Annotated in this window: 21 protein-coding genes; 12 read left to right on the forward strand and 9 right to left on the reverse strand. The window is 58.2% G+C overall.

Annotated features, from left to right (window positions below; genetic code table 11):
- Positions 1-25: 25 nt before the first annotated feature.
- The 4 genes from BAR1_RS03490 to BAR1_RS03505 form a co-directional block, all read right to left on the reverse strand.
- Positions 26-652 (reverse strand): 3-oxoacid CoA-transferase subunit B, encoded by a 627-nt coding sequence (locus BAR1_RS03490; RefSeq protein ID WP_118941731.1) that lies wholly within the window; start codon positions 650-652, stop codon positions 26-28.
- Between the two features lie 2 nt (positions 653-654).
- The gene (locus BAR1_RS03495; RefSeq protein ID WP_118941732.1) at positions 655-903 is read right to left on the reverse strand and encodes a hypothetical protein; all 249 of its coding nucleotides are present in this window, start codon (positions 901-903) and stop codon (positions 655-657) included.
- A 9-nt stretch (positions 904-912) separates the two neighbouring features.
- A complete protein-coding gene (locus BAR1_RS03500; RefSeq protein ID WP_118941733.1) occupies positions 913-1608 on the reverse strand; it encodes a CoA transferase subunit A in 696 nt (231 codons plus the stop codon).
- An 87-nt stretch (positions 1609-1695) separates the two neighbouring features.
- The gene (locus tag BAR1_RS03505; RefSeq protein WP_118941734.1) at positions 1696-2121 is read right to left on the reverse strand and encodes a VOC family protein; all 426 of its coding nucleotides are present in this window, start codon (positions 2119-2121) and stop codon (positions 1696-1698) included.
- A 66-nt stretch (positions 2122-2187) separates the two neighbouring features.
- Between BAR1_RS03505 and BAR1_RS03510 the strand changes: the two genes are divergently transcribed.
- Entirely contained in the window at positions 2188-2784 is a 597-nt protein-coding gene (locus BAR1_RS03510) for a TetR/AcrR family transcriptional regulator (protein ID WP_118941735.1), read from the forward strand.
- On the opposite strand, the gene topA is transcribed toward BAR1_RS03510, so the two are convergent.
- The 3 genes from topA to BAR1_RS03525 form a co-directional block, all read right to left on the reverse strand.
- A complete protein-coding gene (topA, locus tag BAR1_RS03515; protein WP_118941736.1) occupies positions 2781-5354 on the reverse strand; it encodes a type I DNA topoisomerase in 2574 nt (857 codons plus the stop codon). The genes BAR1_RS03510 and topA overlap by 4 nt on opposite strands.
- Positions 5355-5552: 198 nt before the next feature.
- The gene (dprA, locus tag BAR1_RS03520) at positions 5553-6689 is read right to left on the reverse strand and encodes a DNA-processing protein DprA (RefSeq protein ID WP_118941737.1); all 1137 of its coding nucleotides are present in this window, start codon (positions 6687-6689) and stop codon (positions 5553-5555) included.
- Positions 6690-6744: 55 nt separating this feature from the next.
- The gene (locus BAR1_RS03525; RefSeq protein WP_118941738.1) at positions 6745-7539 is read right to left on the reverse strand and encodes a GNAT family N-acetyltransferase; all 795 of its coding nucleotides are present in this window, start codon (positions 7537-7539) and stop codon (positions 6745-6747) included.
- Positions 7540-7792: 253 nt separating this feature from the next.
- Between BAR1_RS03525 and BAR1_RS18135 the strand changes: the two genes are divergently transcribed.
- Positions 7793-9154 (forward strand): pentapeptide repeat-containing protein, encoded by a 1362-nt coding sequence (locus tag BAR1_RS18135; protein WP_228408714.1) that lies wholly within the window; start codon positions 7793-7795, stop codon positions 9152-9154.
- 165 nt (positions 9155-9319) lie between these two features.
- Here the strand turns inward: BAR1_RS18135 and tldD are convergent, their stop codons facing one another.
- Positions 9320-10738: a metalloprotease TldD gene (gene tldD, locus BAR1_RS03535; protein WP_118941739.1), complete on the reverse strand. Its 1419-nt coding sequence runs from the start codon at positions 10736-10738 to the stop codon at positions 9320-9322.
- Between the two features lie 182 nt (positions 10739-10920).
- On the opposite strand from tldD, the gene coxB reads away from it, so the two are divergent.
- From coxB to BAR1_RS03585, 10 genes are all read left to right on the forward strand, one after another.
- Complete coding sequence (gene coxB, locus BAR1_RS03540; protein ID WP_118941740.1) at positions 10921-11781, forward strand: cytochrome c oxidase subunit II; 861 nt, start codon at positions 10921-10923, stop codon at positions 11779-11781.
- Positions 11782-11856: 75 nt separating this feature from the next.
- Positions 11857-12795, forward strand: coding sequence for a heme o synthase (cyoE, locus tag BAR1_RS03545; protein ID WP_118941741.1), 939 nt, complete (start codon positions 11857-11859; stop codon positions 12793-12795).
- 1 nt (position 12796) lies between these two features.
- The gene (locus tag BAR1_RS03550; protein ID WP_118941742.1) at positions 12797-12988 is read left to right on the forward strand and encodes a hypothetical protein; all 192 of its coding nucleotides are present in this window, start codon (positions 12797-12799) and stop codon (positions 12986-12988) included.
- A complete protein-coding gene (locus BAR1_RS03555; RefSeq protein WP_118941743.1) occupies positions 12985-13557 on the forward strand; it encodes a cytochrome c oxidase assembly protein in 573 nt (190 codons plus the stop codon). Before BAR1_RS03550 ends, BAR1_RS03555 begins: the two co-directional genes overlap by 4 nt.
- A 32-nt stretch (positions 13558-13589) precedes the next feature.
- Positions 13590-14390: a cytochrome c oxidase subunit 3 gene (locus BAR1_RS03560; RefSeq protein WP_118941744.1), complete on the forward strand. Its 801-nt coding sequence runs from the start codon at positions 13590-13592 to the stop codon at positions 14388-14390.
- A gap of 93 nt (positions 14391-14483) precedes the next feature.
- The gene (locus BAR1_RS03565; protein WP_162891656.1) at positions 14484-15161 is read left to right on the forward strand and encodes an SURF1 family protein; all 678 of its coding nucleotides are present in this window, start codon (positions 14484-14486) and stop codon (positions 15159-15161) included.
- A 12-nt stretch (positions 15162-15173) separates the two neighbouring features.
- A complete protein-coding gene (gene thrC, locus BAR1_RS03570) occupies positions 15174-16562 on the forward strand; it encodes a threonine synthase (protein ID WP_118941746.1) in 1389 nt (462 codons plus the stop codon).
- Entirely contained in the window at positions 16559-17821 is a 1263-nt protein-coding gene (locus tag BAR1_RS03575) for a M16 family metallopeptidase (protein WP_118941747.1), read from the forward strand. The genes thrC and BAR1_RS03575 overlap by 4 nt, the downstream gene beginning before the upstream one ends.
- Positions 17821-18405: a GNAT family N-acetyltransferase gene (locus BAR1_RS03580; protein ID WP_118941748.1), complete on the forward strand. Its 585-nt coding sequence runs from the start codon at positions 17821-17823 to the stop codon at positions 18403-18405. Before BAR1_RS03575 ends, BAR1_RS03580 begins: the two co-directional genes overlap by 1 nt.
- A gap of 73 nt (positions 18406-18478) precedes the next feature.
- Complete coding sequence (locus BAR1_RS03585) at positions 18479-19885, forward strand: FAD-binding oxidoreductase (protein WP_118941749.1); 1407 nt, start codon at positions 18479-18481, stop codon at positions 19883-19885.
- On the opposite strand, the gene BAR1_RS03590 is transcribed toward BAR1_RS03585, so the two are convergent.
- Complete coding sequence (locus tag BAR1_RS03590; protein ID WP_228408718.1) at positions 19882-20463, reverse strand: hypothetical protein; 582 nt, start codon at positions 20461-20463, stop codon at positions 19882-19884. The two genes, BAR1_RS03585 and BAR1_RS03590, sit on opposite strands and share 4 nt — an antisense overlap.
- Positions 20464-20608 lie beyond the last annotated feature (145 nt).

Raw genomic sequence — 20608 nt, forward strand, 5'->3', positions numbered from 1 at the left:
TTTGGTTTTTCAGGCAAAATTTGGCTTAGACCAGCGTTGCCTCGGTCGCGGTTTCGATCTGGCCCTGCGTGACATCAGGGGCCAGCTCGACCACCTTCAACCCGCCTTCGACCACATCCAGCACGCCCAGATTGGTGATGATCCGGTCCACCACGCCCTTGCCGGTCAGGGGAAGGGTGCATTCCTTTAGCAATTTGCTGACACCGTGTTTGTTGGTGTGGTCCATCACCACCACCACACGGCCAACGCCCGCCACCAGATCCATCGCGCCGCCCATACCTTTGACCAGCTTGCCGGGGATCATCCAGTTGGCCAGATCACCGTTTTCGGCCACCTCCATCGCACCCAGAATCGCCATCGCGATTTTGCCACCACGGATCATGGCAAAGCTTTCGGCACTGTCGAAATAGGCGGTTTGCGGCAGCTCGGTGATGGTCTGCTTGCCGGCGTTGATCAGATCGGCGTCGATTTCATCCTCGGTAGGAAAGGGGCCCATACCCAGCATACCGTTTTCCGATTGCAGGGTGACTTCGATCCCGTCGGGAATATAGTTGGACACCAGCGTCGGGATGCCGATGCCAAGGTTCACATACCAGCCATCCTGCAGTTCCTGTGCTGCGCGGGCAGCCATTTGATTGCGGTCCCATGCCATGTTCAGGTCTCCTCCCGATCATCCAGTTCAAAAACAATATCGTTGATTGCCATTTCGATCTCGCCCAGCTTGTGCATCATCATCATGGATTTTGCGGCCTCGACGACCATTGCGTTATGGGCCGATGAAACCTCGTTCGGGAAATGCGCATCAACCAGTTTGCGGGCCTCGACAATCCATTCATAGAATTGTGACGGGATATCGTTTTTACGTTGTGTTTGCGCTTCGGTGGGTTTGTTTTCTGTGCTCATCCTACCCTCCTATGCTTGGCGAACTGTGCGTTGCTCGATGCGTTTTTCATGGTCGCCCTGAATGATGCGGTGAACATAGATGCCAGGCATATGGATCAGATCGGGGTCAAGGCTGCCTACCGGCACGATTTCCTCGACCTCGGCCACACAGACGCGGCCGCATTTGCCCGCAGGCACGTTGAAATTGCGCGCGGTTTTGCGGAAAATAAGGTTGCCGGTTTCATCCGCCTTCCATGCCTTGATGATCGACAGATCGGCCACAATCCCGCGTTCCAGAATATAGGTTTCGCCGTCGAAATCCTTGTGTTCCTTGCCCTCGGCGATCACCGTTCCAACACCGGTTTTGGTGTAAAACCCGGGGATACCGGCGCCACCGGCGCGCATCCGTTCAGCCAAAGTGCCCTGCGGATTGAATTCCAGCTCCAGCTCGCCGCTCAGATACTGGCGCATGAATTCGGCGTTTTCCCCGACGTAAGAGGACATCATTTTTTTGACCTGCTTGGTTTGTAGCAATATCCCGATACCGAAATCGTCTACACCGGCGTTATTGGATGCAAATGTCAGATCCTTGGTGCCCGCGTCCCGAATGGCGTTCAGCAGCAATTCAGGAATGCCGCACAGGCCGAACCCGCCCGCTGCAATGAACATTCCGTCCTTTAGCAAACCATCCAGCGCGTCAGCCGCTGATGCATATATCTTTTTCATGAATGGACCCCCGAATATTGTGTCACTTGCAACGATGTGTGACGGGGGCTGCATCAAGAGTCAATCACCGGGCAAGTGATTTTCGCGTCAGTTGGGAAGGGCACTGTCTTCGTATTGTGCAACAAAATCGCCGCTCGGAGGGATTGGTGTAATGATGTCGATCAGAACACCATTTGGGTCAGACGTGATAAAATGACGTTGTCCGAATTCTTCGTCACGCAGGGATTTCAAAATTGGCAATCCAGCTGATTCGATTTGGTTGTGAACAGTATCAACATCCTCGACTTCGAAATTCAGGATTAACCCGGATGTTTTTCCTCGGGCCTTTTGGGGGATCGTCTCGTGTTGTCCGTTAAGGATTGCCAAATTCACTTCCGGAGCGTTTTTGGATTGCAGATGAACATACCAGTCGGCTTCGAACAGCGGGGTAAAGCCGAAGTGTTCACAATAGAATCTGACGGTTCCAGAAACATCGTCAGTTTGAATGACTGGGTAATATTGTGTGCATTTCATGGTTGTATCCCTTCATATAAACATACATAGTGAATGTATACGTTATTAAACATACAAGGTGTATGTATGCAAGAGAAATCGACTCGACGATCAAACAAAGCTCGCAGCGAAGAAATGCGGGCACGCCTGATAACGGTGTCCCGCAAGCTGTTTGCCCAAAAAGGGTTTGCCGAAACCGGTACACCTGAAATTGTAAAAGCCGCCCAAGTGACCCGCGGCGCGCTTTATCACCATTTCGCCGATAAAACGGACTTGTTTCGCGCGGTGGTGTTGGCCGAAGCCAATGATGTGGCGAACGATATTGCGTTGCATTCGAATGCCAATTCAAACGCTGCAGAGGCGTTGCGGGAAGGGGCAAAATCCTATTTCAAATCAATGCAGAAACCCGGTCGAGTTAGGTTGTTATTGTTAGACGGCCCAGCGGTCTTGGGTCAGAAGGAAATGGTATCTATTGACGCAACAACGGGGGGAAATGCGTTGAAAGAAGGCTTGAGCGCTTTGCTATCTGACAATGCAGCACCGCTTGCTGCGTTGGCAGAAATAATATCTGCCGCATTCGATCGCGCTGCATTGGCGATTGCAAATGGCGCAAATGAAACACCCTACTTTGACGCAATATCACTTGTTCTAGAAGGGCTCGCTGTGGGACAGAAACGGCGCTAGGATTTCTTTTTCGTTGCCGGTTTTTTCTTGGCGGTTGCCTTCTTCTTCTTGGGCGCCGCCTTCTTTCGCCCGCCCTTTTTGGCGGCCTTGGCGGTGATCAGTTCCACCGCCATATCCATTGTCACATCCGCCGGTTCCACATCCTTTGGCAGGGTCGCGTTGACCTTGGCCCATTTTACATATGGCCCGTAACGCCCGTCCATCACGTTGACGGGGCCACCCTCGGTCGGGTGTTCACCCAGTTCTTTCAAAGGCTTGGCTGCTGTGCGCCCGCGTCCGCCACCATTGGCGCGTTTCTCGGCCAGCACTTCGACAGCGCGGTTCATGCCGATGGTAAAGACTTCTTCCACATCGGGGATGTTGGCATAAAGCTTTTGCTCCTTGCCATCCTCGTCCACTGTGGTGTGCAGCACATAAGGCCCATATCGCCCGATATTGGTTTCCACCTTGCCACCATCAGGGTGATCACCGACAAACCGCGGCAGACTTAGCAGGGTCAGCGCCTTTTCCAGCGTCATATCCTCGGCTTTCCAGCCCTTGGGCAGGCTGGCGCGTGGCGGTTTCTTATTGTCTTCGGTGACTTCGCCGCGCTGTACATAGGGGCCGAACCGGCCCGAGCGCAACGAGATTTCATCCTCGCCATCCATGCCCAGAACGCGGTCGCCATTTTCGCCGTTTTCCCCGCCCAGCGGACGGGTATAGCGACATTCGGGATAGTTACCACAGCCGACAAACCCGCCACTGCGCGAGGTTTTCAGATGCAGCTTGCCTTCGCCACACAACGGGCAGACACGCGGGTCGGACCCGTCTTCGCGTGGCGGATACAGGACCGGTGCCAAGGCTTCGTCCAGCTTGTCCAGCACCTCGGAAATGCGCAATTCGCTGGTTTCCGCAATCGCGGCGGAAAAATCTTTCCAGAACCGGTCCAGCACGTTTTTATAGTTGCGGTTGCCGGCGGAAACGTCGTCCAGTTCCTCTTCCAGATTGGCGGTAAATTCGTACCCGACATATTTGCGAAAAAAGTTCAGCAGGAAAACGGTGACCATCCGCCCCTTGTCCTCGGGGAACAGGCGGTTCTTTTCCTTGCGGACATATTCGCGGTCCTGAATCGTGGTGATGACCGAGGCATAGGTCGAGGGACGGCCGATGCCCAATTCTTCCATACGTTTGACCAGGGTTGCCTCGGTGAAACGGGGGGGGGGCTGGGTGAAATGCTGCTCGGGGGTGACGGATTTTTTGTCAACCGCGTCGCCCTCGGCAACCTGCGGCAGGCGCTTGTCGTCGTCATCCACCACCGCATCATCGCGGCCCTCTTCATAGACCTTCATAAAGCCGTCAAACAACACCACCTGACCGGTGGCGCGCAAAACAACCTGCCCGTCATCGCTGCCCACATCAACCGAAGTGCGCTCAAGACGGGCCTGTTCCATCTGGCTGGCCAGCGTGCGCTTCCAGACCAGATCATACAGCTTGCGCTGATCGGCCTCCAGCCGCGCCAGTTTGCCCGCATCCACCGACATATCGGTCGGGCGGATACATTCGTGGGCCTCTTGCGCGTTCTTGGCCTTGTTCTTGTAGATACGCTGTTTGGCGGGGACGTATTCCTTGCCATAACGGCTTTCGATTTCGGCGCGGGCGGCGGTTACGGCCTCGGGGGCCATGTCGATGCCGTCGGTCCGCATATAGGTGATGTAACCGGCTTCATACAGGCGCTGTGCGGTGCTCATCGTCTGGCGGGCGCCAAAGCCGAATTTGCGCGAGGCCTCTTGTTGCAGGGTCGAGGTCATGAAGGGGGCGGAGGGGTTGCGGTTGGCCGGTTTTGCCTCGACCTTTTGCACCATCAGATCACGGCTGTTGACCGCCTGCACGGCCAGTTCGGCGGCGGTGCTGTTTTCCAGATCGAATTTGTCCAGTTTCGAGCCGGCCAGATGGGTCAGACGCGCCTCGAAGGCCTGACCGCGCGGTGTGGTCAAGGCGGCTTTGACGCTCCAGTATTCGCGGGCATTAAAGGCCTCGATCTCCATCTCGCGCTCGACGATCAGGCGCAGACAGACCGATTGCACCCGTCCGGCAGATTTTGCGCCGGGCAATTTGCGCCACAGAACCGGCGACAGGTTGAACCCCACCAGATAATCCAGCGCGCGGCGGGCAAGGTATGCCTCGACCAGCGGCATATCCACCTGACGCGGATTTTTCATCGCTTCGGTGACGGCGGATTTGGTGATGGCGTTGAATACCACGCGGGAAACGGGGGTGTCTTTCTTGATCGATTTGCGCTTGCGCAACGCCTCTTCCAGATGCCAGCTGATGGCCTCGCCCTCGCGGTCGGGGTCGGTTGCGAGGATCAGTTCGTTGTCGTCTTTCAGGGCGTCGGCGATGGCTTTGACGTGCTTGCGGGAATCATATCCGATTTCCCATTTCATCGCGAAATCGTGTTCCGTATCGACCGATCCATCCTTTGGCGGCAGATCGCGAACGTGCCCGTACGAGGCCAGAACGGTATAGTCATCCCCCAAGTATTTATTGATGGTTTTGGCCTTGGCTGGGGATTCGACAACGACGACGGGCATGAAATTCCTCTCGACTCAAGCAACAGAGCTAATGGCGGGGCAAAAGAGGGGGGATCGGATCAAATGTCAATGGGGCATGAAATCTGTTGTCTGGGTATCGGGCGCATCGGGCTTCTCTTTTGTGTAAATATCCCCGCCGGAGGCAAGAAAACTTTTAATGCCTCCGGCGGGGATATTTACACCATTTGGAAACAGGATCTAATGGGCCAGTGACAGCAAGCCACCGGGCGCGCGGATGATTTTGCCGTCCAGTTCAAGGTTCAGCAATTCGGGCGCGACCTTTTGACTGGGCAGTTCCAGATCACGGATCAACTGGTCCTCGGCCAAGGGGCTGGGGCCAAGCCGCGACAGGATTTCACTGTGCAGTTTCGAGGTGTCGCGCAAGCTGCGTTCGGGTTTGGGGGGCTGTTGCGGTATCGGCGCAGGTTGGGCAACCTGTTCCTTCCCAATCGCCTCGATCACATCTTCGGCGGATCGCACCAATGTTGCCCCGTCCCGCAGCAGCGCATTGCAGCCAAAGGCGCGGGCGTCGAACGGATGGCCCGGCACCGCCAGCACATCGCGCCCCTGATCCAGTGCGTTCTTGGCGGTGATCAGGCTGCCCGATCGTGCGGCAGCCTCGACCACCACAACAGCGTTGGCCATACCGGAAATAATCCGGTTGCGACGCGGGAAATGGCGGGCCTGTGGCTGGGTGCCGATGGCAATTTCCGACAGGCGCAGACCGGTTTTGGCGATATCATCGGCAAGGGCAGCGTTTTCGCGCGGATAGATCACGTCGACGCCACCGGCCTGCACAGCGATGGTGCCACCATCCAGCGCGGCCAGATGGGCGGCGGTATCGATACCGCGGGCAAGGCCGGAAACCACAACATAACCGGTGTCGGTCAGCCCTTCGGCCAGTTTACGCGCCATGCGGGTGCCTAGCGAGGATGCGTTGCGTGCGCCCACCATCGCCACCATCGGGCGGGCCATCAGGGCGGTGTCACCAATGCACCACAGCAACGGCGGCGGATCGGGGATGTCGGTCAGGGTGGCGGGGTAGGTCGCGTCGCCATAGCAGACCATCGTTGCGCCCACGGCCTTGGCGGCTTTCATTTCGGCAACGGCCACGCCTTCGGGGCAGACCGTGTAATCCTGCACCCCGGCCGCGCGGGCGGTTTCGGGCAGGGCGGCCAGCGATTTCTGCGCCGACCCGTGTTCACGCATCAGCCGGAAAAATGTCGAAACCCCGACCCTGCGCGATCGCAACAGACGGAGCCACGCCAGCCGGTCATCATCCCCTTTGGGTGGGGTGAGTGTGGTGGGGTGTGAAGAGAATAAATCCTCGGCCATTGTCGCTCCGTCTATATGCGCGACTCACTATGGGCGAAGATGGTTAACAGTTGGTTTACAGCGCCTTTTGCAAAATCCGGCAGGGCAGCAGGTAGGGACCTTCGGCTGTATCCAGCGGCACATTTTCCAGCGCATCGCCATCCCAGCCGTTGCGCTGGTAAAAGGCGATGGCGCGGGCGTTTTGGGGGATCACCCAAAGCTGGCCAACCTCGATTTCACTGTCTTTCAACCGCTTTTCGCCAGCTTGGATCAGCGCATCGGCGGTGCCTGTTCCACGGGCCGCAGGGGAGACGTAAAACTGGTAGATTTCATCACCCTTGACCGTGCAAAACCCGACAGGGGCGCCAACAGGGCCGACAACATCGGTGGTTTCCAGCATGTTTTCCAGCCGGATGCGCAAGCTGTCACTGTTGCGTAACGCCTTGAGTTCATCGGGAACATGATCAGCGTGGGCTTCAAACCAGCCATCGAACCAGATGTCGGCAAGGGCATCCATATCTTCGGCAACAGCGGGGCGGGTTCGGGGCATGTCCGGGGTCTCCAGCGCGGATTTGATGCGCTGTTTTACCTCGCGCACAACGCGATTGCCATCCTGAATGATGCCCTCTGACACCATGCGGGAATGCAGGGTTTCGGCCATGCCTTCGGACACATTCAGCACGGATTTCAGCATCGTCGGGGTGCAGGTTTTGTGCATCGCCATCAGGTAACTGGCCCATGAGGACGCACCTGTGGACACGGCGATCGGGGCGGCCACGGGCGCACTGGCAGCGGCGGAAACGGCACTGGCAGGCAGGGCGGGGGCGGCGAAAAGGGCGGCGAGGCGGGTGGTGAATTGTCGTCTGTTCATGGGGTTTATATAGGGCGGCAGGCGCAGATTGCGAGTGGTTCGCAGGAAAAAGGCGCAAGGGGTAAGGATTTTGCAACGCTGTCATCCCCGCGCAAGCGGGGACCTATTTCAGCACAGCTCCTGGGTTCGGGAGGTCCCCGCTTGCGCGGGGATGACAAGGGTGCGGGCTGTTCGCCACCTTCGGGTTTTGCAGGCTTGCACCACCAATGCGGGTGGCGCATTGTGGGGGGGATTGACGGTAAGGAATACTATAGTGACCGAGAAACTGACAGACCCGAGCAAACCGGCGCACGAGATTATCGAGGTGCTGGAAGACGGCGATGCTATCCGCAATGACGGGGTGCGGTTGCAGGCGGCGAACAAGAACCCGTGGTATGTGCTGGCGACGATTTATGGGGAGCAGGCGGAGGAGGCCGATATTGGGAACTATGATCAGATACTTGCTGCTAAGAACAGGCGGGCTTGGAATGGGTGGTCTTGTCGCAGTTTAAATGATGAGGAACGAAAGAAATTAGCTGAAAAGCTGGATTTACCAGAGATCGAATTGAAACCACTAAGCGATGAGGAATGGGATGGAATCAATCAAGAATTTGCATTAAGAATGCAACGTGTTGATGTTGAGGCGGTGCAAATTTCATCCATTGAGGACACGTATGATTTTTCACAGGTTTATTATAACAAACCTGTAGTCTTTGATAGATTTGCATTTGTTGGTGGCGCCTTATTTGGCAAGGCTGTATTTCAGAATTTAGCTGCTTTTGAGCATTCAGTATTTAGAAGTGCTACTATATTTAACTCTGCCAAGTTCTTAGGTTATGCATCATTTTCCTTTGTAAAGTTTTCCTCAGTAGCTGGTTTCGGCTCAGTTGTTTTTCTTGGTATCGCGGATTTTATACATGCAAGATTTAATAGTATGGCTGTGTTTGACGACGCTGTTTCTCATGACCGCATGATCTTTAATAATGCCAATTTTAATGGAAGCATACAATTTAACCATTCGAAGTTTATTACTTCAATACCGCAGTTTCATGGGGCCATTTTGAGCGATGGACCTGTTTTTTCAACAAGAGGAAGTGATCAGTTATTCTGGCCCCCAATTAAAGGGGCAATAAAGACTAACGAGTATCATAAGCCTGTTTCGGTCATGCCCGCCGCCGACCAGAAACGCGCCTATAACCGGTTGCGGCTGTTCATGAACCGGTCTGTGCAGATCGACGAGGAGCAGTTTTTCAACCGGCAGGAGATGCGGTGCAAGCGGGAGGTCGAGGAAAGCAAAGCGATGCGCCTGCTGTATGATCTGTTCGAGAGGGTATCGGATTTTGGCAGTTCGGTGCTGCGGCCTGCGGGGTGGTTGTTTGTGGTCTGGCTTTCGGGGATGATTGCCAAACTGGAAGCCGTTCAGGGGGAGTGGTATCCGGACTGGCATTCGGTCCCGTCGGCGATGGGCTGGAGCTTTGCCAATTTGTTTTCGTTCTTTGGTTTCCACAAACGATATTTCGGAGAAGAGGAATTGAATGCAGTGTTGCAGGTGACTGGCGGGGTTCAGACGGTTGCTGGTTTTATCCTGCTGTTTTTTCTTGGCCTTGGTCTGCGCAACAGGTTCCGGTTGCGGTAAATAACAACCCCCGTCATTTTGCAAAAATGATAGCGCCCGACCTCCCCCAGGAGGGCGCTTTTGCCAGGTTTCGAATTATTGGAACGTTGCGGGTTTCGGAGCGTTGGTTTGCCAAGAAATCGTATCGACGCCCCCCTAGGTCGGGCGCTATCATTTTTGCAAAATTCAGCCCGCGCCACCCACTGTCAGCCCGCCAATCAGCAGCGTGGGCTGGCCCACACCCACCGGCACCCATTGGCCGGATTTGCCGCAGTTGCCGATGCCGGGGTCCAGGGCCATGTCGTTGCCAATCGCACGGATCTGTTTCATTGCGGCGGGGCCATCGCCGATCAGGGTGGCGCCTTTGACGGGGCTGCCGATTTTGCCGTTTTGCACGCGATACGCCTCGGTGCAGGAGAACACGAATTTGCCGTTGGTGATATCGACCTGCCCGCCGCCGAAGCCGACCGCATAGATACCGTCCTTCAGGTCCGCGATGATGTCTTGGGGGTCGGTGTTACCACCCTGCATGATGGTGTTGGTCATGCGCGGCATCGGCGCGTGGGCATAGCTTTCGCGCCGCCCGTTGCCGGTGGGGGCGACCCCCATCAGGCGGGCGTTCTGGCGGTCTTGCATATAGCCGACAAGAATGCCGTCCTCGATCAGCACATTGCGCCCCGAAACGGTGCCCTCGTCATCAAAGCTGATCGAGCCGCGCCGGTCGGGGATGGTGCCGTCATCCACCACGGTCACGCCTTTGGCGGCCACCTGTTGGCCGATCAGGCCGGAAAAGGCCGAGGTGCCTTTGCGGTTGAAATCCCCTTCCAGCCCGTGGCCGACCGCTTCGTGCAGCAGGATGCCGGGCCAGCCGTTGCCCAGCACCACATCCATTGCGCCGGCGGGGGCGGGGACGGCAGACAGGTTGACCAGCGCGATGCGCAGGGCCTCGCGCGCGACAGGTTCCCAATGGGCGCGGTCAATCAGCAGGGTCAGGCCAGCGCGGCCACCGCCGCCCATGCTGCCGGATTCGCGGCGGCCGTTTTCCTCGACGATCACCGAGATATTGACGCGGGACATGGGGCGCACATCACGGATGATATGTCCCTCGGGGCGCAGGATTTCGATTTCCTGAATGCTGGCGGCGATGGTGGCGGACACCTGAATGACGCGTTTGTCCAGTGCGCGGGCGAAGTCGTCGATCTCGCGTAGGGTGTCGATTTTGACGGGGAAGCTGGCGTCGTCCATCGGGTTTTGGTCGGTATAGAGACGCTGGTTGGTGGGGGCGGGGGCCTCGGCCCAGGTGCCGCCGCCTTCGCCCACGGCCAGACGTGCGGTTTTGACAGCCCGTTTGATCGCGGCTTCGGTGATTTCGGTGGAGTGGGCATAGCCGGCGGTTTCACCGCACACCGCACGCAGGCCGAACCCTTCGGCGGCGTCATAACTGGCGGTTTTCACGCGGCCGTCATCGAACACCAGCGCTTCGCTACGGCGGCGCTCAAGGAACAACTCGCCATCGTCCGCCCCGTCCGTGGCCTGTTTCAGCAGGTCCAGAGTGCGGTCCCGATCAAGGGCGTTTTCTAGCGGGCGAAATCCGGTATCGGCCATGTTCTTTCCTTATGTTTGCAAGTGCGGAATATATTATTCGCGCGGTTTATGCAGGTATTTCTTGATTCATGTGGGCTTAATATGGTTTCAATGAAAGTGGAAACAATGAAATTCCGGCCGCTGGAGGGCCGCATGGAATTTCAGGGCGGTAACAGCTGCCATAATACGAACAGGGACAAGACATGCGAATACAGACTATACTACCCGGCCTTTGGGCCACAATTTCCGTTATATTTATGGGTTTTTCAGCTTCGGCGCAGGATGCGCTGGAGGGGTTGGAAATTATCGGAAAGCCAATCCCGAGAGGGGTGAATATGCAACCTGCCAGCACTTCGGTTGCGACAGATTTGCAATGGCTGGACGGGATGGTGCTGTGGATTATCGCGGTCATTACGATCTTTGTGACGCTGCTGCTGCTGATCGTGATCGTACGCTATAACCGCAAGGCCAATCCGGAACCGGCAGGATTTACCCATAACTCACCGCTGGAAATTGCATGGACGCTGATCCCGATCATCATTCTGGTGTTCATTGGTGCGTTTTCGCTACCGGTGCTGTTCAACAGTCAGGAAATTCCCGAAGCGGACCTAACCATCAAGGTGACGGGCAACCAGTGGTTCTGGACTTATGAATATGTTGATGACGGATTTGAATTCGACAGCATGATGCTGGCGCGCGACGAGCTGGAGGCGGCAGGGTATACGCAGGGTGAATACCTGCTGGCCACCGATACCGCCGTTGTTGTGCCTGTGGGCAAGATCGTGGTGATGCAGGTTACCGGCTCGGATGTGATCCATTCCTGGGCCATGCCGGCCTTTGGTGTGAAGCAGGATGGCGTGCCGGGCCGGTTGGCGGAACTGTGGTTCAATGTCGACAAGGAAGGCATCTATTTTGGCCAGTGTTCCGAGCTGTGCGGCAAGGATCACGCCTATATGCCGATCACGGTCAAGGCGGTCAGCCCCGAGAAATACGAGGCATGGCTGCAAGGCGCCAAGGCGGAATATGCCAATGTTCCCTCCGCGATTGCGGTTGCGTCCAACTAAGGCGGGGTAAACCCCGCCCTACCGGTGACGGTCGGGGCGGGATGGGTTTTCGGCCAACTGCCAGGAGGCAACAAAATGAGCGATGCAAGTCTGAATACCACCTCATATGACAACGAGGCCGGGTTTGGTGATTTCTTTGCCCTGCTGAAACCGCGCGTCATGTCGCTGGTTGTGTTCACCGCCTTTGTCGGGTTGCTGGTGGCCCCTGTGTCGGTGCATCCGATCATCGGGTTTGCCGCGATCCTGTTTATCGCCATTGGCGGCGGGGCGTCGGGCGCCCTGAACATGTGGTGGGAGGCCGATGTGGACGCACTGATGAAACGCACCCGCAAGCGGCCTATTCCGGCGGGCAAGATCACCGCGGGCGAGGCCAAGGCCTTTGGCCTGACGCTGTCGGTGATGGCGGTTGTGATGTTGGGGCTGGCGGCGAATTTCGTGGCCGCCGGATTGCTGGCCTTTACCATTTTCTTTTACGTCGTGGTCTATACGATGGGCCTGAAACGGCGCACGCCGCAGAACATCGTGATCGGTGGCGCGGCAGGGGCTTTCCCGCCGATGATCGGCTGGGCGGTGGCAACCGGTGGCATTTCTATCGAAAGCGTGTTGATGTTTTCCATCATCTTCATGTGGACCCCGCCGCATTTCTGGTCGCTGGCGCTGTTTATGAACGATGATTACACCAAGGCCGGCATTCCGATGCTGCCCGTCACCCACGGGCGGCGGGTCACGCGGGCGCATATTCTGGTCTATACGCTGTTGCTGGCCCCTGTGGCCGTGGGCGCAGGGTTCACCAGCATTGGCGGGCCGGTTTACCTGACGGCATCGGTGCTGCTGAATGCGTGGTTCATCGCGGGGGCGGTGAAAATATGGCGGCGCAGCGAAGAGGCGGCGGTGGCCGACAAATACGCCGCCGAGCGCAAGTTTTTCCGTATTTCGCTGCTCTATCTGTTTCTGCATTTCGGCGCGCTGCTGGCCGAGGGTATATTGCGCAGCTTTGGCATGGGGGGCTGGTAGAATGGCGATTGCAAAAGAACATGAAATCCACCGCCGCCGTTTTGGCCGCAACGCGGGCGTCGGGCTTGCATTGCTGGCATTTGTGGTACTGGTTTACGGCGTGACCGTGGCCAAAATGCAGAGCGGCGACAAGATGGAAGCGGCGGATCATTCGCCGCGCATCAGTATGACGCCAGAGGTGCCCAGCGAATGAGCCGGCTGGATGCCAAAAGCAAAACCGTGCTGCAAACCGTCGGGGTTGTGGTGTTCATGGGGGCGATGGCCTGGGCCTCGGTGCCGTTTTACAACTGGTTTTGCAAGGTCACCGGCTTTGGCGGTACGACCAATGTGGCCGAGAGTGGTTCAGACGTGGTTCTGGACCGGATGATCACGGTGCGCTTTGACGCCTCGAAAGACCGCGATATGCCGTGGGAGTTCAAACCCATGGTGCGCGAGATGGAGTTAAAGATCGGCCAGACGGGGCTGGCCTTTTATGAGGCCTACAACCCTACCGACCGGGTGATCGCCGGCACGGCCAGCTATAATGTCGTGCCCTATGATGCGGGCGGTTTTTTTACCAAGATCGACTGCTTTTGCTTTACCGAACAGGTGCTGCAACCGGGGGAACGGGTGCAGATGCCCGTGACCTTCTATATCGATCCCGAAATCGTAACGGACAGGGATGCGAAATATATCAAGCACATCACGCTGTCCTATACGTTCCACGAAACCGAACTGCCACAGACCGAGGCGCGCGCGCTGCCAACGGATCTGGGCCAATAGAAACTATCCCAAAGAACAGGGGGACGCCGAAAATGGCACACGAAAAGAACCACGACTACCACATCCTTGAACCTTCTATCTGGCCGCTGCTGGGGGCCTTGGCCGCCCTGATCATGCTGGGCGGGGCGGTGCTGTACATTGCTGACGGCGGGCCATGGATGTTCTTTGCCGGATTGATTGGCGTTTTGTATGTCATGTATGGCTGGTGGTCCGAAGTGGTGCACGAAGGGCAAACAGGGGATCACACGCCGGTGGTGCGGATCGGCCTGCGCTATGGCTTTGTGCTGTTTATCCTGTCGGAAATCATGTTCTTTGCGGCATGGTTCTGGGCGTTTTTCAAAAGCGCGCTGTTTCCGATGACCGAAGGTTATCCCAAAGTGGAAGGTGTCTGGCCACCGGCGGGGATCGAAACCTTTGATCCATGGCATTTGCCGCTGATCAACACCTTGATCCTGTTGTTGTCGGGGGTCGCGGTGACATGGGCGCACCATGCGCTGGCACATGAAAACAACCGCAAGGATATGGTCACGGGGCTGGCAATCGGCATCGGGCTGGGGGCGCTGTTTACGTTTTTTCAGGCGTACGAATACAGCCACGCGGCATTCGGATTTACCGACGGGATTTACCCGTCCACATTCTATATGGCGACGGGGTTCCACGGCTTCCATGTAATTGTCGGCACGATATTCCTGACCATTATCCTGATCCGCGCGCTGAAAGGGCATTTCACGCCGGAACAACATGTCGGGTTTGAAGCGGCAGCGTGGTACTGGCATTTTGTGGATGTGGTTTGGCTGTTTTTGTTTGCGGCGATTTATATCTGGGGCGGTTAACAAGAGTTTTCTTGCGCTTCGCGCGAGGATATTTGTAGAACAAAGATGGGCGCGGTCGGGTATTGGCCGCGCTTTTCGTTTGGGAGAGATGTGTTGAAGAAACCTGTCCTTGTGCCTTTGTTGTTCGGTCTGGTCGGGGCCGCGATACTGGTTTCCTTGGGGGTGTGGCAGTTGCAGCGGTTGCAGTGGAAAAATGCGATGCTGGCCGAAATCGACAGGGTGATTGCGGCGGAACCTGTGCCGTTGCCAGATCATCCCGATAAGGCGGTGGACCAGTTTTTGCCTGTGGATGTGCAGGGGCAGATCACGGCGGATGAAATCCATGTTTTGGCCAGCACCAAGGACACGGGGCCGGGGTGCCGGATTATCAGCGCTTTTGAAACAGACGGCGGGCGGCGGATCATGCTGGATCGCGGCTTTGTTGCCATCCCTGCCAAAGATGCCCCGCGCCCCGCCATTCGGGCGCGGATCATTGGCAATCTGTTATGGCCGGACGAGGCAGGCGCCTCGATTCCCGAACCGGACACGACCAAGAACATCTGGTTTGCCCGTGATGTGGCGGGAATGGCCGCCAAACTGGGCACGGAACCTGTGTTGCTGGTGCAGCGCCTCAGTTCCGAGGAAACCCCCGTTACCACACCATTTCCAGTCACCAGCGCCGGTATTCCCAACCGCCATCTGGAATATGTTGTCACATGGTTCGGCCTTGCGCTTGTATGGTTGGGGATGACAGCGTATCTGATCTGGCGTATCAGGCGCAGGAACGAATAAAGGCGATTAGTCATGCGATATATCTCGACCCGTGGAAAAGCCCCCGAGCTGAGCTTTGAAGAGGCGATGTTGACGGGGCTGGCCCGTGACGGCGGATTGTATGTTCCGGCGACGGTTCCGGTGATGTCCAGGGGCGACATCGCGGCGCTGGCGGGGCTGCCATACGAGGAAATCGCGTTTCGCGTGATGCGCCCCTTTGTCGAGGGCAGTTTCACGGATCAGGAATTTGCCGACATCATCGCGCGGGCCTATGACGGCTTTGGCCATGATGCGCGCGCACCACTGGTGCAACTGGGGCCGAACCATTTCCTGCTGGAGCTGTTCCACGGCCCGACACTGGCCTTCAAGGATTTTGCAATGCAGCTGATCGGTCAGTTGTTTCAATCCGCTTTGGCCAAACGTGGCGAGCGGGTGACGATTGTCGGCGCGACCTCGGGCGATACCGGATCAGCGGCGATCGAGGCGTTTCGCGGGCTGGAGGCGGTGGATGTGTTCATCATGTATCCGCATGGCCGTGTGTCGGATGTGCAGCGCCGCCAGATGACCACGCCGGATGAATCCAACGTGCACGCGCTGGCGGTGCATGGCGATTTTGACGATTGCCAGGCGCGCCTGAAGGACATGTTCAACGATTTCGAATTTCGCGATCGGGTGAATCTGGCCGGGGTCAATTCGATCAACTGGGGCCGTGTACTGGCACAGGTGGTTTACTATTTTAGCGCCGCAACCGCATTGGGCGCGCCGCACCGGTCGGTCAGTTTTACCGTGCCCACCGGCAATTTCGGTGACATCTTTGCGGGCTATATCGCGCGGCAGATGGGCCTGCCGATTGACCGGCTGGTGATTGCCACCAACCAGAACGACATTCTGCACCGCACCTTGCAAACCGGCGCCTACAGCACCAGGGGCGTGACGCCCAGCATCAGCCCGTCGATGGATATTCAGGTTTCGTCCAATTTCGAGCGGGTGTTGTTTGACGCCTACGGGCGCGATGGCAACGCTGTGGCGCAAGTGATGGACGAGTTGAAGAACAGCGGCGAATTCACCATCAGCCAAGGGGCCATCAACATGCTGCGCGAGACGTTCCAGTCGGGCCGCGCGTCCGAACAGGAAACCATGGCCACGATCAAAGACATGCTGGCCCGCACCGGCGAGGTTCTGTGCCCCCATTCCGCCGTTGCCGTGAAAGTGGCCGAAGAGCATTTGGGGGACGAGCCGATGATCACGCTGGCCACCGCCCACCCCGCGAAATTCCCCGCCGCGGTGGAAGAGGCCTGCGGCATCCACCCGCCGTTGCCCGCCCGCATGGGGGATCTGTTTGCGCGCAAAGAACGGTTTACCGAGGTCGATAACCATCTGGCCGCATTGACCAAACTTATTTCGGATCGGATTTCCTCTTGAGCGTTAAATTCCACACCCTGGACAACGGGTTTCGCATCGTCACCGAAAACATGCCCAGCCTTGAATCGGCGTCGCTTGGCATCTGGGTGATGGCCGGTGGCCGCCACGAGCGGGCCGAGCAAAACGGCATTGCCCATTTTCTGGAGCATATGGCCTTCAAGGGCACCAAAACCCGCAGCGCACTGGATATTGCCGAAGCGATCGAGGACGTCGGCGGCTTTATCAACGCCTATACCAGCCGCGAGATGACGGCCTATTACGTGCGCGTGTTGGGCGCGGATGTGGGGCTGGGGCTGGATGTGATTTCGGATATTATGCTGAATCCGGTGTTTGATCCGGCGGAAATCGAGGTCGAGCGCGGGGTGATCCTGCAGGAAATCGGGCAGGCGCTGGATACACCGGATGATGTGGTGTTCGACTGGCTGCAAGAGGCGGCCTATCCGAAACAGGCGATTGGCCGTCCGATCCTTGGACCGGCGGAACGGGTGCGCGGTTTCGGGCGTGATGATCTGAAGGGGTTTGTTGCAGAACGCTATGGTCCGGCGCAGATGATCCTGTCGGCGGCGGGGGATGTGGATCACGATGCGATTGTGCGCACCGCCGAGCGGCTGTTTGGCCATTTGCCCCGCCGCGACAGTGTGGTGGCAGATGCGGCCCGTTTCATTGGTGATGAACGCCGCGAGATTAAGGAGTTGGAGCAGGCACATTTCACGCTGGCGCTGGAGGGGCCGGATTACCGCAACCCCGATATCTACACCGCGCAGATTTTCGCATCCACATTCGGGGGCGGCATGTCCTCGCGGTTGTTTCAGGAGGCGCGGGAAAAGCGGGGCTTGTGCTATTCGATTTTTGCGCAGGCCGGCGCGTTTTCGGACAGCGGCTTGATGACGATTTATTCGGGCACCAGCGGGGACAAGGTGCATGAGCTGGCGCTGCTGGTGGTGGATGAAATGAAACGCGCCGCCGATGATATGTCGGAGGCCGAGGTGGCCCGCGCACGGGCGCAGATGAAGGCGGGGCTGTTGATGGGGCTGGAAAGCCCCGAGCGGCGTGCCGAACGTTTGGCGCGGCTGGTGTCGATCTGGGATCGGGTGCCGCCGCTGGCCGAAACGGTCGAAATGATCGATGCGGTGGACATGCGCAAGGTGCGCGATTTTGCCGGTGCCATGGCGGAAAATTCCAATGCGGCGCTGGCGCTGTATGGGCCGGTTCAGGACGCACCAACATTGGCCGATATCAAAGCGCGACTGGTGGCCTGATGTTTCGACGGCGGCGCAATATCCGGATCGAGTCTGAAAGGATGACTCTGCGCCCGCCGCACCATTCCGATTTTCGCGCATGGACCGCGTTGCGCCGCCACAGTGCCGAGTTTCTGACCCCGTGGGAGCCGACCTGGAGCAAGGACCACCTGACCCGCAAGGGGTTCTCCAACCGCGTTTACTGGTCGCAACGCTCGATCAACGCGGGGTCGGCGGTGCCGGTGTTTCTGGAACGGCGCGCGGATGGCGTGTTGCTGGGCGCAATCACGCTGGACAATATCCGGCGCGGACCGGCACAGGCGGGCACGCTGGGCTACTGGATCGGCCAGCCCTATGCGCGCATGGGGTATATGAGCGAGGCAATCGCGGCGCTGGTGCATTACGCCTTTACCACGCTGGACCTGAGCCGGATCGAGGCCGCCTGCCTGCCCGAAAACACCCCCTCGCGCGGGGTGCTGGAAAAGGCGGGGTTCAAATACGAAGGGGTGGCGCAAAGCTACCTTCAGATCGACGGGCGCTGGCGCAATCATGTGCTCTATGCCAATCTGCGCGGGGACCGGCGGGGGAAGACCACCGTGGACTGATGACCGGCGATCAAGAGGCCCCGGATCAGGTCCGGGGCAGCCATCGGGCTGTAAAACGAGGACGGGATATCAAATGCTGAACCCTGCTGACAGTGCTTTTGAAACCACCCTGCGCGGGCAACTGCCGGAGGCCGTATTCCGCCCCCTTTCCGCGAAATATCTGGAAGAGCCGCGCGGGCGGTATCAGGGCACGGCAGGGGTGCTGGTGGCGCCTGAAACGGTTGATCAAGTGGCATCCGTGATCCGCGCCTGTGCCGCCGCACAGGTGGGCGTGGTGCCCTATGGCGGGGGGACTGGGCTGGTCGGGGGGCAGGTGTTGCCCGAAGGGCCGGCACCGGTGATCCTGTCGCTGGAACGCATGAACTCCATCCGCAACATCCGGCCCGCCGAAAACGTGCTGGTGGCCGAGGCCGGCGCGGTGTTGCAGGACATCCAGACCACCGCCGAAGATGTAAACCGGCTGTTCCCGCTGACGCTGGCGGCGCAGGGGTCTTGCCAGATCGGCGGCAATCTGGCGACCAATGCGGGCGGGGTGAATGTGCTGCGCTATGGCAATGCCCGCGCGCTGTGTTTGGGGCTGGAGGCGGTGCTGCCGAATGGCGATATCTGGCACGGGCTGAAACGGCTGCGCAAGGATAACACCGGCTATGATCTGCGCGATCTGCTGATCGGGGCCGAGGGCACGTTGGGGGTGATCACTGCGGCATCCCTGCGGCTGTTCCCGCGGCCGGCCGAGGAGGGTGCGGCGCTGATGGTGGTGGGGTCACCGGCCGATGCGCTGGAGCTGCTGGCACTGGCGCAGGAACATTGTGGCGAAACCGTTTCGGCGTTTGAACTGATCAACGGCATGGGGCTGCAATTCCTGTCCGAAACCATGCCCGACATACGCCTGCCGTTTGACGACATTCCCGAATGGGTGGTGCTGGTCGATCTGGGCGTGGCGCGCGGGCAATCGGCAAGCGACATGCTGGAAGGGCTGTTTGCCGATGCCTTTGAACGCGGGCTGGTCAGCGACGGGGTAATCGCGCAATCGGCGGGGCAGCGGGCCGATTTCTGGGCGGTGCGCGAAACCATCCCCGAGGCCAACAAGCGGATCGGCTCGATCGCGTCGCACGATATTGCGCTGCCGCTGTCGGTGATACCGGAATTTATCGAGCGCGGGGCGCAGGTGCTGGCAAAGATCGGCGATTTTCGCATCAACTGTTTTGGCCATCTGGGCGATGGCAACCTGCATTACAACATGTTCCCGCAGATGGGGTGCGACCGGTCCGAATATGACCCCTTGCGCGGTGCCATCAAGGACGCGGTGCATGATCTGGTGCATGACTATGACGGATCCTTTTCCGCCGAACACGGGGTGGGGCGGATGAAGGTCGCTGATCTGGCACGCTATACTGATCCGGCAAAACTGGCGGCCATGCGGGCGGTGAAGGCGGCGCTGGACCCTGCGGGGATCATGAATCCCGGGGCGGTTCTTTAGCCTGCTGCCAACGAACGCCTATCACGGCGCCCGCGTTTCAAATCAAACACCTTTTGGCGCGGGATCCATTCGTATTTTTTGTCCAGCTTGGGGTCGCCCCAGAACAGCTTGCCGCCCCAGCGCCACGGGTCCAGCACCAGACCGTCATACATGCCGTCACCCTTGGCGCTGATCACAACGGTGCTGTGGTCGATCCGCAGGGCCTTTTCGGAATTGCCGATGGCGCGGTGCAGCTCCAGTGTCTGGAAATTTTCCTGCGCCAGACGTGTTTCCATATCCTGTGCCCATTGCCAGCACAGCCCGCGCGGGCGCAGGCCCTGATTGACCTTGATATTATGGATAATCGGCGGGTCGGTGATCTGGTATTCCCTGGCCAGTTGCAGCGGGTAGGTAAACGCCACATAAGCCGCGCGCTGGGCTTCCTCGGGATCGACATCGGGGCCAAGCGCCTGAATGGCTTGCGCCAGTTCCGCGATCTGATTGTTGCCGGGGGTAGGGGGGCCACTTGAATATTTCCCGCAAGCCCCGAGGAAAAGGGCTGTCATCAGCGACAGCAGAAAAGTAGATTTACCAATCATTCCCGACCCTTTGTAGATGGTGTTCCGATACCAGTTTTCTAGGGGTAACGGGTTGGGCAAAGCTTGTCCAGATTACACAACAAAAAGCGCAGGGATTGCGGGGTCACAATGGGGTGAGGCAACGGCAAAAGCGAACGCCCCGTCG

This window comes from Profundibacter amoris (assembly GCF_003544895.1).
Lineage (GTDB): Bacteria > Pseudomonadota > Alphaproteobacteria > Rhodobacterales > Rhodobacteraceae > Profundibacter > Profundibacter amoris.

Excerpts from the sequence above, each read along its gene's own strand:
- BAR1_RS03495 (WP_118941732.1), bottom strand. The coding sequence starts at position 903 with ATGAGCACAGAAAACAAACCCACCGAAGCGCAAACACAACGTAAAAAC.
- thrC (WP_118941746.1), top strand. The coding sequence starts at position 15,174 with ATGCGATATATCTCGACCCGTGGAAAAGCCCCCGAGCTGAGCTTTGAA.
- BAR1_RS03585 (WP_118941749.1), top strand. The coding sequence starts at position 18,479 with ATGCTGAACCCTGCTGACAGTGCTTTTGAAACCACCCTGCGCGGGCAA.
- BAR1_RS03490 (WP_118941731.1), bottom strand. The coding sequence starts at position 652 with ATGGCATGGGACCGCAATCAAATGGCTGCCCGCGCAGCACAGGAACTG.
- BAR1_RS03560 (WP_118941744.1), top strand. The coding sequence starts at position 13,590 with ATGGCACACGAAAAGAACCACGACTACCACATCCTTGAACCTTCTATC.
- BAR1_RS03505 (WP_118941734.1), bottom strand. The coding sequence starts at position 2,121 with ATGAAATGCACACAATATTACCCAGTCATTCAAACTGACGATGTTTCT.
- BAR1_RS03500 (WP_118941733.1), bottom strand. The coding sequence starts at position 1,608 with ATGAAAAAGATATATGCATCAGCGGCTGACGCGCTGGATGGTTTGCTA.
- dprA (WP_118941737.1), bottom strand. The coding sequence starts at position 6,689 with ATGGCCGAGGATTTATTCTCTTCACACCCCACCACACTCACCCCACCC.
- BAR1_RS03550 (WP_118941742.1), top strand. The coding sequence starts at position 12,797 with ATGGCGATTGCAAAAGAACATGAAATCCACCGCCGCCGTTTTGGCCGC.
- cyoE (WP_118941741.1), top strand. The coding sequence starts at position 11,857 with ATGAGCGATGCAAGTCTGAATACCACCTCATATGACAACGAGGCCGGG.
- BAR1_RS03580 (WP_118941748.1), top strand. The coding sequence starts at position 17,821 with ATGTTTCGACGGCGGCGCAATATCCGGATCGAGTCTGAAAGGATGACT.
- BAR1_RS03525 (WP_118941738.1), bottom strand. The coding sequence starts at position 7,539 with ATGAACAGACGACAATTCACCACCCGCCTCGCCGCCCTTTTCGCCGCC.
- topA (WP_118941736.1), bottom strand. The coding sequence starts at position 5,354 with ATGCCCGTCGTCGTTGTCGAATCCCCAGCCAAGGCCAAAACCATCAAT.
- BAR1_RS03590 (WP_228408718.1), bottom strand. The coding sequence starts at position 20,463 with ATGATTGGTAAATCTACTTTTCTGCTGTCGCTGATGACAGCCCTTTTC.
- tldD (WP_118941739.1), bottom strand. The coding sequence starts at position 10,738 with ATGGCCGATACCGGATTTCGCCCGCTAGAAAACGCCCTTGATCGGGAC.
- coxB (WP_118941740.1), top strand. The coding sequence starts at position 10,921 with ATGCGAATACAGACTATACTACCCGGCCTTTGGGCCACAATTTCCGTT.
- BAR1_RS03555 (WP_118941743.1), top strand. The coding sequence starts at position 12,985 with ATGAGCCGGCTGGATGCCAAAAGCAAAACCGTGCTGCAAACCGTCGGG.
- BAR1_RS03510 (WP_118941735.1), top strand. The coding sequence starts at position 2,188 with ATGCAAGAGAAATCGACTCGACGATCAAACAAAGCTCGCAGCGAAGAA.